Origin of the sequence: Nocardioides fonticola (genome assembly GCF_039536805.1) — a bacterium.
Classification (GTDB): domain Bacteria; phylum Actinomycetota; class Actinomycetes; order Propionibacteriales; family Nocardioidaceae; genus Nocardioides; species Nocardioides fonticola.
In genome coordinates, this window is the sequence record NZ_BAAAZH010000010.1 from 51,604 (window position 1) to 69,022 (window position 17,419).

The following is a 17,419-nucleotide window of genomic DNA, read 5'->3' on the forward strand; positions in this document are numbered from 1 at the left end:
TTTAAGGTGAAGCGCTTTGTACCTGGCTGGACCCGCCCCCCTTGAGGTCCGGCCGACCTACATGGGGAGGTCTGGTGCGCTCTCAGCGTTCCGACATGCAGTTCGTCCGCCGTACCGCTCGTACGGTGGTCCCGCCGACCGTGGTGGCCGTCGTCGCCGCGCTCATGGCCTTCGTGCCGGTCGCGCCCGCGCAGGCGGTCGCCGACCAGGCGGCCTCCGATGTCCGCGTCGGCCTGATCAACCTCGGCAACGCCGTCGGCGGCGCCGCGGTGCAGCCGGCGCTGGCCACCGACTTCCCGCTGACCGACGTGTCGCCGGCGCGGATCCTCGAGCTCAGCACCGCCATCGGCGAGCGCGTCACCGAGGACTTCCTCGCGAAGACCGACGTCGGCATCAACGAGCTGCCGAGCGTCTTCGCCGACGACCCGGCGCTGGAGCTGATCCCGACGGCGTCTCTCGCCGACGCCCCGGCGGGTAGCCGCGACTGGATCTTCCGCGTCAGCCTCGACTCCGCGCTCCCCGTCGCGGTCACCTACGACGACGGCCAGCTGCGCTTCGGCACCGCCGAGCTGAAGGACGGCGAGGCGGTCACCCGCCTCACCGGCGACTTCCGCGTGCGCTACAACCCCAACGCGATCCCGCTGCGCAAGTTCTCGGTCGTCGGCAACTCCGACATGACCTTCCGCACCTGGACCCGCACCGCGGGCTCGAGCGGCACCACCGCGCAGACCCTGCCGATCGAGAAGTTCCCCGCGGTCGACGGCTTCATCGAGGTCGGCGCCCAGGGCACCGGCAAGATCGACTCCTCGACCGTCATCCGGATGCGCGACCCCAACGGCCGCGGCGGTCTGACCACCGAGGACCTCCAGTTCTCCACGCCCGAGGAGCTCTTCGCGACCCGGCAGCAGCCGGGAGCGGGCGACGTCACCATGAACGTCGACCTCACCACCCCGCTCGACCCCGACGCCGCGGGCAGCGTCAAGGTCACCACCCGCGCCGAGGACGCCACCGGTCCCTACGCCGACCCGGTGACCGATCGCAACGGCCGCCTGCTCTCCCTGACCGCGCTGACCCGCGCCCAGGCGCTGGCCAGCTACGCCGGCTACTCGGCGGCGGTCTCGGCGGCCGAGGGCTCGGTCGACACCCAGATCCCGCTGCTCGACCTGTCGCTCACCGACATCTTCTCGCCCGGTGCCGACCTCGCCTCGATCCTCCAGCAGCAGTCGGTCGCCACCATCACCTGCGGCGCGGCCGACACCAGCCCGCCGACCGGCACCCCGCGCCCGGGCCAGGCCCAGTACTGCCAGGCCGTCGTCAACGGCCTCACCGTCGACACCGACAAGCCGATCGTGTGGAGCACTCCGGACGACGGCGTGAGCATCACCGGCACGACCGCCGGCACCGCGGCCGAGACCCCCACCGCCAACGTGAAGGTCACCGGCGCCACCGGTTTCACCGTCCTCCAGGTCAGCTTCTACAGCCGCGGCAAGAAGATGACCGCGCGCACCCCGCTGCAGTCGATCCAGGAGCTCAGCCGCACCATCAAGGGTCTCGGCCTCGACGGCGGCCTCACCTACGACGCCGACAACCACTCCCTCGAGGTCGCGGTGCAGACCCGCGACACCTCCCGTGAGGAGAGGGACGCCGCCACCGGCGCCGGCGGCAACCTCGCCCCCGTGACGGGCCTCTCGGGCCTGTGCCAGGCCCAGGACGGCGTCAGCCCGCGCGAGTGCGTCGTGAAGGACCCCGACTCCTCCCAGAACCCGCAGGCCGGCTCGGCCACCGTGGTGAGCGAGGACCGCTGGTTCCAGGCGACCTTCGGTATCGGTCTCGTGCCGCCCGCCGCCGCCCCGCGTGCCGGCGACCCGGCGCCCAAGGACCCGGTCACCTACCTCAAGCCCGGTGCGGACGGCGTCATCTGGCGTCTCGGCAGCCTCTCGGCGACCCTCGACGGCATCGCCAAGATGGCCGCCCGGATCGGCTTCCTCAAGGTCGACGTCGACGTCACCGACTACTCGTTGACCACCGACGCGGACAAGCCGGCCGCCCAGGTGGCGGTCAAGGCCGACGATCTCGGCACCGTCACGCTCGACGGCGGCTCGGTCGGCGACGCCATCGACGTCACCCGCCTGCTCACCTACACCGCGCAGCCCGCCGTCATCCGCGGCGCACGTGCGACCGCTCACCTCGAGGTGCAGGACGCGCCCGACGCGGGCGGCACCCGTCCGATCGGCGCCGCCGGCAGCGTCGACGTCGTGTGGAACAGCCTGGCCGCGAACAAGCTGCCGAAGGCCACGCCGCTGGGCGACTACGCGAAGCTGCGTCTGCTCGACGTCGTCCCGTCGCGCCAGGGCACCATGGGCGCCGACACCGACAAGACGACTCTCGTCGACCCGAACGCCGACTTCTTCAAGCAGTTCGGCCTCACCGCCTCGATGAGCGAGTCCGAGCGCACCGTCGACAAGTCGCTGTACGACACCGACCCGATCGACGACGACCGCACCCTGTGCAGCCGCTTCATCGTCGACTCCGCCACCAGCCTGACCTGTGTGGGCGGACCCGCGTCGGAGAAGAAGGTCACCGCCGCCAACGAGTCCGGCTACGTCTTCCAGCCGGGTCACGGGTACGTCATCAACGGCGACCCCGAGGCGCTGCGCGACCTCATCATCGGCAACTACCTCTCGATCCTCTCCACCTTCCAGAGCCCCGAGGCCGACGGCGCGTCGAAGACGCTGCCGCTCTTCGACCTGCTGCCCGGCGACGTCAGCGACGCCACCAAGGCGCTCGCGAAGCTGATCGGGCAGGTGCAGGCCGACGCCTCCGCGGAGACGCCGACCAAGGACGTCTCGACCCTCCAGGGCATGCTCAGCGCGATGCGCTTCTACGCGCCGGGCCTCACCCAGACCATCAACCTCCAGAGCGGCGGCGTCCGCGATGGCGGCGTCCTGGACTTCAGCTCCGCCCTCAGCGTGGCGGCGCCGTCGGCCGGCAACGAGCCCACGATCCCGCTGCGCGTCCCGCTCGGCGACTCGCAGGTGCGGATCCTCGCCGGTGACGACCAGGTCAAGATCGCGGTCAAGCCGACCTCGACCGCCAAGGTCCACTTCCAGGTCAACCTGGCCGACGTGTCGACCGACGTCGTCACCGACTCGGCGATGACCCAGACCGTGCACACCTTGGACGACGCCTCCAGCGTCTCCACCGCGCGCACCAAGCTCTCGGGCAAGTCGGTCGAGTTCGGCTCGACGCAGGCGACCTCGGGTGCTGCGGCCGACATCAACGTCAAGCTCGGCATCAAGGTGTCGACTGCCCCCGTCGCCGCGAGCGGTTCGACGGTGCCGATCGGCGACCTGCTCGCCTCGCTGAAGCAGACCCGCACCATCGACGGCACCCCGGCGACCTGCGCGTCGGGCAACACCGCGCCGGGCAAGGCCGCCTGCCTCGACCTGCCCCTGAAGTCGATGGACGGCGCCACCGACCTGCCCAAGCTCCAGGTCGCCTTCGGCCCCGACGACTCCTCGGGTGGCACGGGCTACGACATCTCCGCCCAGCCGCTGGCCTACTGGTTCCTCGCCGACTCGCTCACCGGTCTGAGCAAGGAGCTCGCCAACGGCCTCGACGGCAGCATCGTCGACAAGACGTTCCCGCTGATCGGCACCGACCTCGACGGCGGCGCCGACATCCCGTCGGCGGTCAACGCCTACCTCGCCAAGGCCCGTACCCAGCTGACGGACCTGCGCGACTCCGCCGCGGTCACCGACACGACGACGGCGGCCCAGCTGCGTACGAAGCTGGCGACGGCTTTCAACGCCGTCGTGGCGCCGAACATCACGCCGAAGAACGTGGCGGCCTCCGACATCAAGCTGATCTGCAACGACTCGCCGTGTGCCGACTCGGCCGCGTTCTCGACCATCACGAGCATCGACCTGCCGCTGGAGATCAGCGGCAACGCGCCCAACGAGAAGGTCACCTTCGACGCGGGTCTCGGCGGCTCGCCGATCAAGAGCGACCGCGACGTGCCCACCACCACCAAGTGGACCCTCAAGGTCGCCATCGGCATCAAGCGCGGCAGCGGCCCCTACATCAAGCTCCAGCCGGACGCCGGTGCCTCGAAGGTCGACGTCCTGACCGCCAAGGTCAGCGCCCACCTCGCGCCCTACAGCTCGCAGAACTGCCACGAGTGGGGTCGCGCGGACAACTGGGAGAACCTCAACGGCAAGGGCGCCAACACCGTCCCCGCCAACAAGGCCGCCGGCTGCGCCGACGCGTTCGTCGGCAAGATGCCCGCGGTCCTGGTGGAGCGCACCGACGAGACCAACGGCTTCGACGACGCCGTCGTCACCGTCTCCCTCGCGGGCGGCGACTCGGCCAACGACTACCGGTCCTTCCTCCCGGCGCTCTACGACGTGAAGGTGCCCTTCAGCACCACCGTCGTCGGCGAGGGCGGCCTGCACCTCTACTTCGAGGGCTGGGCCTCCGAGATCGGCTTCTTCGACCTGCTCGGCGGCATCGACATGGACTGGAAGGACGGCGAGTTCGCCGACTCCGGCCTCGAGCTGTCCGACCTGACGATGGACTCCAAGACCTTCTACGACATGACCGTGGGTGGTCTGGCGAAGGCGGTCGACTGGCTCAAGCCGCTCAACCCGGTGCTCGACGTCCTCAACGCGCCGATCCCGGTCGTGAGCGACATCTCCGAGCTCATCGGCAAGGACCCCGTCACCCTGCTCTCGCTGCTCGCGACCTTCGGCGGCAGGTCCATCGAGATGTTCACCAAGCTGGTCTCGCTGATCAGCACCGTGGCGAAGCTCCCGGGCTACACCGGCTCCGACCGCTTCGTGAAGGTCGGTGAGACCCACGGGTTCACCGTCTCCGCGGGGGCGATGAAGGTCTCGGCCTGTGGTGAGAAGAAGGGCGAGAAGGGCGGCAAGGTCGAGGCCTGCGAGGCCCCGGGCGACACCTTCAAGAAGGCCACCGGCCTCGCTCCGCAGGACCCGCCGTCCGGCTCGACCTCGTTCTCGGCCGAGGCCAGCTACACCGGCGCCAGCCTCTCGCTGCCGATCCTCGAGGACGCCTCGCAGATGAGCGACCTGCTTCTCGGCAACGGCGACGTCACCCTGGCCTACGTCGACCTCGGCACTGCCTCGGCGACCGCCGGCGTCGAGTACAGCTACGGCCCGATCATGCTCGGCCCGGTGCCGGTGACCGCGTTCATCGGCTTCGACGTGGGCCTCGAGGCGCGCGCCGCCTTCGGCTTCGACACCCGGGCGCTGAGCCAGCAGGTGGAGAACGCCGACGAGGGCGCGACCCACGAGCTCAGCGACGCCGGCGGCACGCTGAAGATCTTCAAGGACGGCTTCTACATCGACGACCTCGACTCCTCGGGCGCCGACGTCCCGGAGATCAACCTGACCTTCACGGTGAAGGCGGGTGCGAAGATCGACATCGGCTTCGCCAGCGCCGGCATCGAGGGCGGCGTCACCATGGACCTCGGTCTGGACGCCTACGACCCGAACGGCGACGGCAAGATCTACACCGACGAGTTCGTCGGCACCGACAACGCCGAGTGCGCCTTCAGCGTCTCCTCCGGGCTGATCTTCTTCCTGCGTGCGTTCTTCAACGTCGATCTCTTCATCACCGAGATCAACGAGTCCTGGACGATCGTGGAGAGCCCGCGCATCACGCTCTTCGAGTTCAGCTGCGAGACCGAGAAGCCGGTCCTCGCGGAGGTCTCCGGCAACGACCTGATCCTCAACGCGGGCAGCAGAGCCGCTCAGCGCAAGGTCAGCGTCGGCAATCCGAACGAGAAGTTCACCCTCAAGCAGACCACCGGCGTCCACGACGGCAAGGTCACCATCGAGGTGAGCGCGTTCGGTGTCGTCCAGAGCTACGACGTGCCGCAGGGCGGCACCGTCAAGGCCGACATGGGCGGCGGCACCGACATCGTGCGCCTCTACCCGGGCCAGACGGTCACCACGACCGCCTCCGGCATCACCGTCGACTCCATCCCCTTCATGCTCAAGGGCGACGTCAAGGGCGGCGACGGCAACGACACCATCGAGGGCGGCGAGGGTGACGACACCTTCGACGGCGGCGACGGCAACGACTCCATCAAGGGCGGCAACGGCAACGACAACCTGATCGGCGGTATCGGCGACGACACCCTCGACGGTGCCGGCGGCCAGGACTCCGTCGACGGTGGCGACGGCCGCGACCGCGTGAGCGGTGGCCCGGGTGCCGACGACGTGGAGGGCTCGACGGGCGACGACTCGCTCGACGGCGGCCTCGGTGTCGACCCCGACTCGCTGTTCCCGACCTCGGTGGCCGCGAAGATCGCTCCGGTGCTCGACGCCGGCGACCTCGTGGTCGGTGGCGACGGCTCGGACAACATCACCGGCGGTGACGGCTCCGACGTCGTGGTCGGCGGCTCGTACGGCGGCACGCCGTCGTTCGACGCCACGACCACCGTCAAGGTGACCGGCATCAACGTCGACGACCTGGTCAACGTGACCGTCACGATCAAGACGCTCGCGCTTCCGTCCGAGGCATCGATCCGCAACGAGTGCGCCCAGCCGGGCACCGTCTCGGGTCTGGTCATCGACACGGTGACCGGCGGCAACGGCCGTGACTACGTCGTGGGCGGCGGCGGTGCCGACTCGCTCACCGGCGGTGGCGGCGACGACCTCATCTGCGGTCGGTCCGGCGACGACCTGCTCATCGGCGATGGCGACGACGTCGTCACCTCCAAGCAGGGTGCGGACGAGATCCGCGGTGGCGCCGGTGGCGACCGCATCTACGCCAGCGGCGGTGCCGACAACGTCTTCGCCGACGCGGGCGACGACCTGGTGCGCGCCGGTCTCGGCGACGACACCGTCGACGGCGGCCTCGGTCGCGACCTCCTGCTCGGCGAGGGCGGCAAGGACACCCTCACCGGCGACGGCGGCGCCTCCTCCGGTACCACGCAGTCGACGGCGCGTCTGATCGTCTGCGCCCCGGCGACGACGGTGGTCAACGGCCTGATCGACCTCAACGGCGACCTGTCCGGTGACCTGCTGGACGACGGCACGCTCGAGGGTCTGCGGGTCCAGGACGGCAAGCTGTACGGCGTCAACGGAGCGCTCTACACCGGCATGCTCGGCGGCACGGTCTTCAAGTCCGGCCAGGCCGACATCGACGGCAACGGCGTCATCCAGAAGCGGGCGCGCGTCAACGGCGTCGTGACCGTCTTCGGTGACACCGGCGTGCTCCAGCTCGCCGGGATGACGCTCAACAGCACGGGCAACCCGAACGACGCCGGTGCGATCGGCGACGGCGACTGCCTCCTGGGCGGCGACGACGCCGACACGATCTCGGGCCAGACCGGCGGCGACTACATCGACGCCGGCGAGGGTGACGACACCGCGGTGCACGGAGACGCGGGCGACGACCTGGTGCGCGGCGGCAACGGCAACGACCTGCTGCACGGTGACGCCGGGGCCGACCTCATGGTCTCCGACGCCGGTGACGACATCTCCTACGGCGACGCCGGCAACGACGTCGTCCGCGGTGGTCTGGGCAGCGACCTGCTGGCCGGCGGCTCCGATGTCGCCGGTGCGACCGACGGTACGGACGAGATCATCGGCGACGGCGGCAACGACGTCCTCGCCGGTGGCAACGCCCTGCTCTCGCGTACCCCGATCGCCAACACGGCGATCGCGGGGGTCGGCGCCACCCTGCTCACCACCCCGGTGGGCTCGGGTGCCGACGACGCCGTCTACGGCGGCTACGGCAACGACTGGGTGTTCGGTCAGACGGGCAACGACTCCGTGTTCGGTGGTCCCGACGACGACGTCGTCGAGGGCGACCAGGGCGACGACCTGGTCCAGGGCGACGACGGCAGCGACATGCTCGTGGGTGGCTCGTCGACCTCCGGCGCGATCACGCTCGACCGGTCGGGCGCCGGCATCGCCGACGGCAACGACACCGTCAACGGCGACGTGGGTGTCGACAGCCTCGACGGCATCGACGTGCTCGCCGGCGACAACGCCCGGATGAACCCGGCCGACCCGAGTCGCTCGGTGCGTTCGACCTGGCCGCGGATCATGCCGACCGCCGACGTCACGCTCTTCGACGGCACGACCACGGTCGCGCCGACGATCGGCGGCAACGACACCCTCACCGGTGGCGCCAAGCAGGACCTCCTGCTCGGCCAGGGCGGCAACGACGTCCTGACCGGCGAGGCCGGCGAGGACGCCCTCGAGGGCGGTTCGGGTGCCGACACCCTCAGCGGTGGCGACGACGACGACCAGATCATCGGTGGCTCGTGGACCCCCAACGCCTACGACGCGAACGTCTCCGGCATCGGCGACACGATCACCGCGGGTGCGGGCAACGACGTGGTGGTGGCCGACAACGGCACCATCACCGAGGACCCGATCTTCTTCCGCGACATCGTCAAGCTCCACGACGTCCCGGCGGCCGGCGCCGCCGCGGCGAGCAACGTGGGCGGCGACGACGTGGTCTCCGCCGGCGACGGCGACGACCAGGTCTACGGCCAGTCCGGCTCGGACAACCTGAGCGGCGGCAGCGGCAACGACCAGCTCGAGGGCATGTCGGGTTCGGACACCGTGCGCGGCGACGCCGGCGACGACATCATCGTCGGCGGCACCTCGACCACGGACGGTGCGATCGACGCGACCCGTTCGGGTCAGGGCCAGCGTGACGGCGCCGACGTCCTCGACGGCGGCACCGGCAAGGACGCCGTCGCCGGTGACAACGCGCGCATCCTCCCGCCGTCCGCGGCCGGGGCGAAGCCGTCGGTGTTCCTGTTCGACACCGGTCGCTCGGCCCCGACGTCGACGGCTGCGGGCGACACCATCAGCGGTGGCACCGAGGACGACCTGCTCTTCGGCCAGGCCGGCAACGACAGCATCTTCTCCGGGTCGGGCAACGACCTGGCCGAGGGTGGTGCCGGTGTCGACCAGATCACCGGTGACGACGGCGACGACGCCATCATCGGCGGCGGTTCGACGGCCGGGGCGCTGAACGACCAGCGCAGCGGCGCCGACCTGCCGGACGGCGACGACCGCATCGACGCGGGCGCGGGCAACGACATCGTGGCCGGCGACAACGCCCGCCTCGACCCGTGGACGGCCAACGTCACCGCGACCTCGCCCGCCTGGGTGGTCAAGCTGTACGACATCCAGCTGCGCGCCGACGTGCCCGCGGCCGCGGACGTGTCGGGCAGCGACCTGATCGTGGGCGGTACCGGCGACGACCGTCTCTACGGCCAGGCCGGCAACGACACGATCCGGGCCGGCGACGGCATCGACATCGTCGAGGGCGACGCGGGTGCCGACCAGATCACCGGTGACGCCGGCGACGACACCCTGACCGGTGGCAACTCCACCGCGACGGGCGAGATGTCGGCCGATCGCAGCGCGACCGGTCAGCCGGACGGCGTCGACCAGATCGACGGTGGCCTCGGTGACGACGTCATCGCGGGTGACAACGCCCGTCTCGACCGGACGGCCAACATCCGACTCGACGGCTCGCTGTCGCGCTGGGTGACCCTCTTCGACGTCCAGACCGGTGGCTCCACCGGTGTCACGGGTGTCGGTGCTGGTGACGTCCTCACCGGCGGTGACGGTCGCGACCTCGTCTTCGGCCAGGTCGGCAACGACCAGATCTCGGCCGGCACGGGCGACGACTACGCCGAGGGCGACTCCGGAGACGACTCGATCAACGGTGACGCCGGCCAGGACGACCTGCTCGGTGGCGCCTCGGCAGCCAACGGCGTGGTCATCAACCTGGTCGTCGACCGGTTGCTCACCTCGCCGAACGGCACGACGGACTCCTCGGCGGCCGGTGTGACCGACGGCAACGACACGATCGACGGCGGCGACGGCACCGACGTGGTGCTCGGCGACAACGGTCGGATCACCCGCAACGGGCAGTCGATGACCGGTGCCTCCGGTGTGTTCGCGGTGCGTCAGGTCGCCATGGGCGACACCGCACCGGGTGCCACCGCCGGCAGCGACCGGATCACCGGCGGCGCGGGCGACGACGACCTGTACGGCCAGTTCGACGCGACCGGCTCCAACCGGGCGAAGCTGACCTACCTGGGTCAGACCGTGGGCGGCGACATCCTCGACGGCGGCACCGGTGAGGATGCCCTCGTCGGCGACCAGGGTGTCGACGTGCCGACCGCGGCAGCCTCGCTGGGCCGGGTCGACACCACCATCGAGGTCCCGAACACCTTCGCGCGGGAGCTCGTCCGGGTCACCGGGACGCTGGTGCGGGTCGTGACCCTCACCCAGCCGACCGTGGGCGGTGCCGACGTGATCCTCGGTCAGACCGGCGTGGACTCCATCCACGCGGGTGCCGGAGCCGATGTGGTCAACGCCGGTGCGGGTGCCGACGCGGTCTTCGGCGGCGACGGCGACGACGCCCTGTGGGGCGGTGCCGACCACGACCGGATCTTCGGTGGTGCCGGTGCCGACTTCCTCGACGTCAAGCGTCGCTCGGTCGACTCGGCGCTGTGGACCTCCGTCGCTCCGACCGAGGACATGGACAACGTCAAGACCACGGTCAACGGCAGCGACCTGCTGTTCGGTGGCTCGGGTCCGGACGCCATGCAGGGCGACCAGGCCGACGCCGGCGGCGTCCAGGGTGACCGACTCGCGGACTGGTACGGCTCGTACAACAAGTACGTCCAGTGCACGCCCTCGAACGGCATCCAGACGATCACCACCTACAACGCGACGGTCGCTCAGCGTCTGATCGACATCGCGGTGGCGATCGGCGCGGTGGGTGACGCGGAGGTCGCGTCCGTGGCCGATAGCCGCACCGAGTCCTCGCCGGCGTTCCCGGACGCTGGCGTGAACTACGGCTGCTGACGAAGCACACCCGGAGGGGCCGGTGGATCCGCGAGGATCCGCCGGCCCCTCCGGCTGTTCCGGGTGTTCCGGCCGTTCAGCGCAGGGCGGCGACGGCGCGCGCGGCCTCCGCGGGGCTCATCAGCACGCAGCCGTGCCGGACGGCGTCCGCCACGACGGTGCGCTGTGCTCGTGCGAGCGCCAGACCGCGACGCAGGAGCACCACGGGAGGCTTGCGATGCTCGCGCAGGTCGCGGCCGAGCCGGAGCCAGAAGGTGGCGGCCGTCGAGCGCCGTACACACACCGCCAGCGCCAGGACGCCGGCGGCCTGCGCCGCGGGCACCACCCGCTGGGCGAAGATGCCCTCGGCGACCACGAGGGGCGAGCCGGCGAGGTCGAGGGTGCGCCAGCCGCAACGGCCGTCCTGGGCGATCTCGTAGATCGGCACCTCGGCCCGGCCGTCGCGGCACAGGTCGAGCAGCGTCGTCACGGCGTCGTCGAGGAGCCAGGAGTCGGGGTGGTCCCAGTCGACGATGCCGGCATTGGGACCCGTCGTGATGCGCGGGAGCGTCGGGTTGTCGCCGTTCTTGTAGAAGTCGTCGAGCCGGAGCACCGGCAGCCCCAGGCGCTCGGCGAGCCGGGACTTGCCCGACCCCGACGGCCCGGCGAGGACGATGACGCGCGCCACCCGGTCAGACGCCCTGCGGATGCCAGACGGTCTTGGTCTCCAGGACGTCGGTCATGCGGGAGAGGGGCGGGGTGGCCAGGAGGTCCTCGAGGCCGGGACGCCGCACGCGCTTGAGGTTCTCGGCCGCCAGGCCCTCCAGTTCGGCGGCCAGCGCGGGGTCGTCGATGCCGGTGAGGTCGAGGGCGTCGACGTCGAGGTGCGAGGCCAGCGGCGGCGCCAGCTCGTCGCGTCGTCCGGTGAGGATGTTGACGACGCCGCCGGGCACGTCGGCGGTGGCCATGACCTCGGCGACGGTGATGGCGGGCAGCGGGTGCTCCTCGCTGGCGATCACCACGCAGGTGTTGCCGGTGACGATGACCGGCGCGACGACGCTGACCAGGCCGAGCAGCGGACCCTTCGGTGCGACGATCGCGACGACGCCCGTGGGCTCGGGCACCGACAGGTTGAAGTAGGGGCCGGCGACGGGGTTGGCGTTGCCGACGACCTGGGCGATCTTGTCGGCCCACCCGGCGTACCAGACGAGCCGGTCGATGGCGGCGTCGACGTAGGTGGCCGCCTTGCTCGCCGAGAGCCCCTCGGCCTGCTTCAGCTCGGCCTCGAACTGGGCGCGGCGTCCCTCGAGCACCTCGGCGATGCGGTAGACGATCTGCGCGCGGTTGTAGGCGGTGCGCCCCGACCAGCCGCCGAACGCCTTGCGGGCAGCGACGACGGCGTCGCGGGCGTCCTTGCGCGAGGCGTGCGAGGCGTTGGCCCAGAAGCGGCCCTTGGCGTCGAGCACCTCGTAGCTGCGCCCGGACTCCGAGCGCGGGAAGGCGCCGCCGATGTAGAGCTTGTAGGTCTTCTTCACGTCGAGGCGCGTCACTGGTCGCTTCCCTTCAGGTACGCCGCGAGGCCGTGCTTGCCGCCCTCGCGTCCGTAGCCGGACTCCCGGTAGCCGCCGAAGGGCGAGGTGGGGTCGAACTTGTTGAACGTGTTGGCCCACACGACGCCCGCGCGGAGACGGTTCGCGACCTCGAGGATGCGCGAGCCCTTCTCCGACCACACGCCTGCCGAGAGGCCGTAGGGGGTGTTGTTGGCCTTCTCGATCGCCTCGGACGGCGTGCGGAAGGTGAGCACGGACAGCACCGGCCCGAAGATCTCCTCGCGGGCGATGCGGTGGGCCTGGGTGACGCCGGTGAACAGCGTCGGCGGGAACCAGTAGCCGGTGGCGGGCAGGTCGCACGCAGGCGACCAGCGCTCGGCGCCCTCGGCGTCCCCGATGTCGCTGAGCTCGCGGATGCGGGCCAGCTGCTCGGCGGAGTTGATGGCGCCGATGTCGGTGTTCTTGTCGAGCGGGTCGCCCACGCGCAGCGTGCCCATGCGCCGCTTGAGCCGGCCGAGGAACTCCTCGGCCACCGACTCCTGGAGCAGCAGGCGCGACCCCGCGCAGCACACGTGGCCCTGGTTGAAGAAGATGCCGTCGACGACACCCTCGACGGCCTGGTCGAGCGGGGCGTCGTCGAAGACGATGTTGGCCGCCTTGCCGCCGAGCTCGAGGGTGACGCGCTTGTCGGTGCCGGCGACGCTGCGCGCGATCGCCTTGCCGACCTCGGTCGAGCCGGTGAAGGCGACCTTGTCGATGCCCGGGTGGGCGACCAGCGCCGCGCCCGTCGCGCCGGCGCCGGTGACGATGTTGACGACGCCCGGCGGGAGCTCGGCCTGCTGGCAGATCTCGGCGAACAGCAGTGCGGTGAGCGGCGTGGTCTCGGCCGGCTTCAGCACGACCGTGTTGCCGCACGCCAGCGCCGGGGCGACCTTCCAGGCCAGCATCAGCAGCGGGAAGTTCCACGGGATGACCTGGCCTGCGACCCCCAGCGGCGTGGTGCCGTAGCCGGCGAACTCCAGCTTGTCGGCCCAGCCGGCGTAGTAGAAGAAGTGGGCGGCGACGGTCGGGACGTCGACGTCGCGGGATTCGCGGATCGGCTTGCCGTTGTCGATCGACTCCAGCACCGCCAGCTCGCGGCTGCGCTCGGCGATGATCCGCGCGATCCGGTAGAGGTACTTCGCCCGCTCGCGGCCCGGCATCGGGCCCCAGACCTTCTCGTGCGCCTTGCGGGCGGCCTTCACCGCCGCGTCGACGTCGGCGTCGGTGGCCTCGCTGATCTCGGCGAGGACCTCCTCGGTGGCCGGATTGACGGTCTTGAACGAGCCGCCGCGGCCCTCGACGAACTCGCCGCCGATGAACAGGCCGTAGGAGGGCCGGATGTCGACGACGGCCCGCGATTCGGGCGCCGGCGCGTAGACGAACGGGCTGGGGGTGCTGGTCTCGGAGGTCACGTCAGTCCAATGTCACGTAGTCGGGGCCGGAGTAGTGCCCGGTGCGCAGCTTGCTGCGCTGCATGAGCAGGTCGTTGAGCAGGGTCGAGGCGCCGAACCGGAACCACTGCGGGCTCAACCAGTCGGGACCGGCGACCTCGTTGACGAGCACGAGGTACTTCAGGGCGTCCTTGCTGGTGCGGATGCCGCCCGCGGGCTTGACGCCGATCATCCGGCCGGTCTGCTCGCGGAAGTCGCGTACCGCCTCGAGCATGATCATCGTGACCGGGGGAGTGGCGGCCGGCTGCACCTTGCCGGTGGAGGTCTTGATGAAGTCGGCGCCGGCCATCATCGCCAGCCAGCTCGCCCGCCGTACGTTGTCGTAGGTCTGGAGCTCGCCGGTCTCGAAGATCACCTTCAGATGGGCCGCCGTGCCGTCGGGCCGGGCGCACGCCGCGCGGACGGCCTCGATCTCCTCGAACACCTGGAGGTAGCGGCCGGTCAGGAACGCACCGCGGTCGATGACCATGTCGATCTCGTCGGCGCCGGCCGCGACGGCGTCCCGGGTGTCGGCGAGCTTGACCGCCATCGACGCGCGGCCGCTGGGGAAGGCGGTCGCCACCGCGGCGACCTGGACGCCGGAGTCGCCGAGCGCGGCCTTCGCGGTGGGGACGAGGTCGGGGTACACGCACACCGCCGCGGTGGGCGGGCACGTGCGGTCGGTGGGGTCGGGCCGCATCGCCTTCGCGGCCAGCGCGGCCACCTTGCCGGGGGTGTCCTGACCCTCGAGCGTCGTCAGGTCGACCATGCGGATGGCCAGGTCGATCGCGAACTCCTTGGCCGAGGTCTTGATCGAGCGGGTGCCGAGGGACGCCGCCCGCGCATCGGCGCCGACCTTGTCGACCCCGGGCAGACCGTGCAGGAACCGACGGAGGGCGGCGTCGGTGCTCGTGACGTCGCTGAAGTCCGGCAGGTCGAGGGTGGTGTCCGGTGCCGCCATGGCCGCCAGCATAGGGTTGGTGGGCGTGAGCGACGAACCCTCGAACCCGGCTCCCACCCCCTCGGGCACGGGGCCGCGCGACGACCCGAGCGGCGCTGGGGCCATGCCCACCGGCGGTGCGGTGCACTGGCTGCCGGGGAGCGGCAACACCTTCGGGGTCGTGGTGGCCGTGATCGCGGTCGGCGGCCTGGTGGTGCTGGCCGGACCGTCGTTGCCGAGTGCCGGCGGCCTCGCCGCCCTCACCTCCGCGGCCTTCGTCGCGCTCGCCGGATGGGTGGTGCTCGTGCGCCCGCGGGTGGGTCTGCGGCAGCGCGCCCAGCGCGGTGCCGAGGTGCCGGTCGACCTCGTGCTGCGGGGCATGGTCTCCGCCGTCTCGATCCCGCTCGCCGCGGTGACCTCGGTCGACGTCCGCCAGACCCTGGTCGTCCACGCCGGCGATCGGCTCTGGCACTCCACCGCGCTCGGCCGTTCGCGACGTGAGCTGACGCGCGGCAAGCGCCGCCCGGGAGACACCGCCGCGGGTTTCGTCGTGCGCACCGGACCGTGGGGCAGCCTCAACGCTCCCGACGCCCAGCGGCCCGGCGGGGCGCCCGCGCCCTCGGTGGCCGAGGTGGTGCTCGGCCGGATCGAGCGGGCGCGCCAGGACGCCGCCGTCCACCGGGTGCCCTCCGGGCCCGTCGCCCGCTCGTGGGCGTGGCTGGAGATCGCCGCCCTGGTGCTGCTCGGGGTGGTCAGCGGGGTGCTGTTCGCGGTCTGAGGGGGCGTGACGAATTCACCGGTGCACCGGTGAATTTGTCACTCCTCAGGGAAAACTTCGGCCGATAAGTGACAGTTTCCCCTGAGAAGTGACTCCGGATATCGGACGGATCGGAGATCGGCTCACAGGCCGATCGCGCGCCGGATGTCGCCCCCGAGGGCGTCGAGACGGGACGCCGCGGTGATCCGGGCGGCGTCGACGTCGCCGTCGGCCGCCACCGGCACCACTACCTCGAGGTAGCACTTGAGCTTCGGCTCGGTGCCGCTGGGGCGGACGATCACGCGGGCGCCCCCGGCGAGCACGAAGCGCAGCCCGTCGGTGGGCGGCAGGCTGTCGACGCCGGTGCCGAGGTCGTCGACCCGCTCGACCGCCAGCCCGCCGAGCTCGGACGGCGCGTCGCTGCGCAGCCGCTCCATCGCGGTCGTGATGAGGCCGAGGTCGGCGACCCGCATGCTCACCTGGTCGGTGGCGTGCAGACCGTGCGCGCGGGCGAGGTCGTCGAGCCGGTCGACCAGGGTGCGGCCCTCGGCCTTGAGCCGCGCCGCCAGATCGCAGAGCAGCAGCAGTGCGGAGACGCCGTCCTTGTCGCGCACGCGGGCCGGGTCGCAGCAGTAGCCCAGGGCCTCCTCGTAGCCGAAGGCGAGGTCGGGCACCCGCCCGATCCACTTGAACCCGGTCAGGGTCTCGGTGAACGGCAGCCCCGCGGCCGCCGCGATGCGCGCGAGTAGAGTCGAGGAGACGATGCTCGTGGCCAGGGTGCCCCGAGCGCCGCGGGAGACGAGGTGATCGGCGAGGAGGGCGCCGATCTCGTCGCCGTGCAGCAGCCGCCACCCGGCCCCGGTCGGGACGGCGGCCGCGCACCGGTCGGCGTCGGGGTCGTTGGCGACGACGAGATCGGCGCCGGTGCGCTCGGCGAGGGCGAGGGCGAGGTCCATCGCCCCCGGCTCCTCGGGGTTGGGGAAGGCGACCGTCGGGAAGTCGGGGTCGGGCTCCTCCTGCTCGGGCACCACCGACGGGGCGTCGAAGCCGGCGCTCTCGAGCACCTGAAGCACCGGAGCGGCGCCCACCCCGTGCAGCGGCGTGTAGACGATCGCGAGGTCGCGGGGGCCGTCGGCGGCCAGATCGGCGACGGCGTCGAGGTAGCGGTCGACGATCTCCTCCCCGAGCACCCGCACGTTCGTGCCGCGGGGGAGGTCGGCGACCGGGCCGACCTCGGCGATGCGAGCGGCGATGCCGGCGTCGGCGGGCGGCACGATCTGCGACCCGTCGCCGAGGTAGACCTTGTAGCCGTTGTCCTGCGGCGGGTTGTGGCTCGCCGTCACCATCACGCCCGCCACCGCGTCGAGCTCGCGGATCGCGAAGGCGAGGGTCGGCGTCGGCAGGGGCCGGGGGAGGAGGTCGACCTCGAAACCGGCGCCCGCGATGACCTCCGCGGAGTCGCGGGCGAAGTCGAGGGAGCGGTGCCGGGCGTCGTAGCCGATGACGACGCGCGCCCGGCCCGAGGTGTGCCCCTGATCGCGCAGGTAGGCGGCGAGGCCCGCGGCCGCCCGCATGACCACGACCCGGTTCATCCGGTTCGGCCCCCCGCCGAGCGCGCCCCGCAGACCTGCGGTGCCGAAGGCGAGGGTGCCGGCGAACCGGTCGGCCAGATCGTCCAGTGCCGCCGGCGCGTCCGGACCCGCGGCCTCGGCCGCGGCGAGCAGGACGCCGAGCTCGTCGCGGGTCGCCGGGTCGGGGTCCTCGGCGACCCACCGCCGGACGCGGTCCAGGAGCTCGGCTGACTCACTCATGCCCTGAACCTAACGCCCGGCGGCGGGGCTGCC

The 17,419-nt window shown here is 71.5% G+C and carries 7 protein-coding genes; 2 read left to right on the plus strand and 5 right to left on the minus strand.

Annotated features, from left to right (window positions below):
• Positions 1-95: 95 nt before the first annotated feature.
• A complete protein-coding gene (locus tag ABD671_RS05590) occupies positions 96-10,877 on the plus strand; it encodes a beta strand repeat-containing protein (protein ID WP_344732270.1) in 10,782 nt (3,593 codons plus the stop codon).
• A 76-nt stretch (positions 10,878-10,953) separates the two neighbouring features.
• Here the strand turns inward: ABD671_RS05590 and ABD671_RS05595 are convergent, their stop codons facing one another.
• Genes ABD671_RS05595 through deoC form a run of 4 tightly spaced genes read right to left on the minus strand, consistent with a single transcriptional unit; the run spans position 10,954 to position 14,839 of the window.
• Entirely contained in the window at positions 10,954-11,544 is a 591-nt protein-coding gene (locus tag ABD671_RS05595; RefSeq protein WP_344732271.1) for a uridine kinase family protein, read from the minus strand.
• Between the two features lie 4 nt (positions 11,545-11,548).
• Positions 11,549-12,406 carry an aldehyde dehydrogenase family protein gene (locus ABD671_RS05600; RefSeq protein WP_344732272.1) on the minus strand — a complete coding sequence of 286 codons (858 nt, stop codon included), beginning with the start codon at positions 12,404-12,406 and terminating at the stop codon, positions 11,549-11,551.
• Entirely contained in the window at positions 12,403-13,860 is a 1,458-nt protein-coding gene (locus ABD671_RS05605; RefSeq protein ID WP_344732273.1) for an aldehyde dehydrogenase family protein, read from the minus strand. Before ABD671_RS05605 ends, ABD671_RS05600 begins: the two co-directional genes overlap by 4 nt.
• A 1-nt stretch (position 13,861) precedes the next feature.
• Entirely contained in the window at positions 13,862-14,839 is a 978-nt protein-coding gene (gene deoC / locus ABD671_RS05610; protein ID WP_344732274.1) for a deoxyribose-phosphate aldolase, read from the minus strand.
• A gap of 25 nt (positions 14,840-14,864) precedes the next feature.
• On the opposite strand from deoC, the gene ABD671_RS05615 reads away from it, so the two are divergent.
• Positions 14,865-15,596 (plus strand): hypothetical protein, encoded by a 732-nt coding sequence (locus ABD671_RS05615; protein WP_344732275.1) that lies wholly within the window; start codon positions 14,865-14,867, stop codon positions 15,594-15,596.
• A gap of 122 nt (positions 15,597-15,718) precedes the next feature.
• Here the strand turns inward: ABD671_RS05615 and ABD671_RS05620 are convergent, their stop codons facing one another.
• A complete protein-coding gene (locus ABD671_RS05620; RefSeq protein ID WP_344732276.1) occupies positions 15,719-17,386 on the minus strand; it encodes a phospho-sugar mutase in 1,668 nt (555 codons plus the stop codon).
• Between the last annotated feature and the right edge of the window lie 33 nt (positions 17,387-17,419).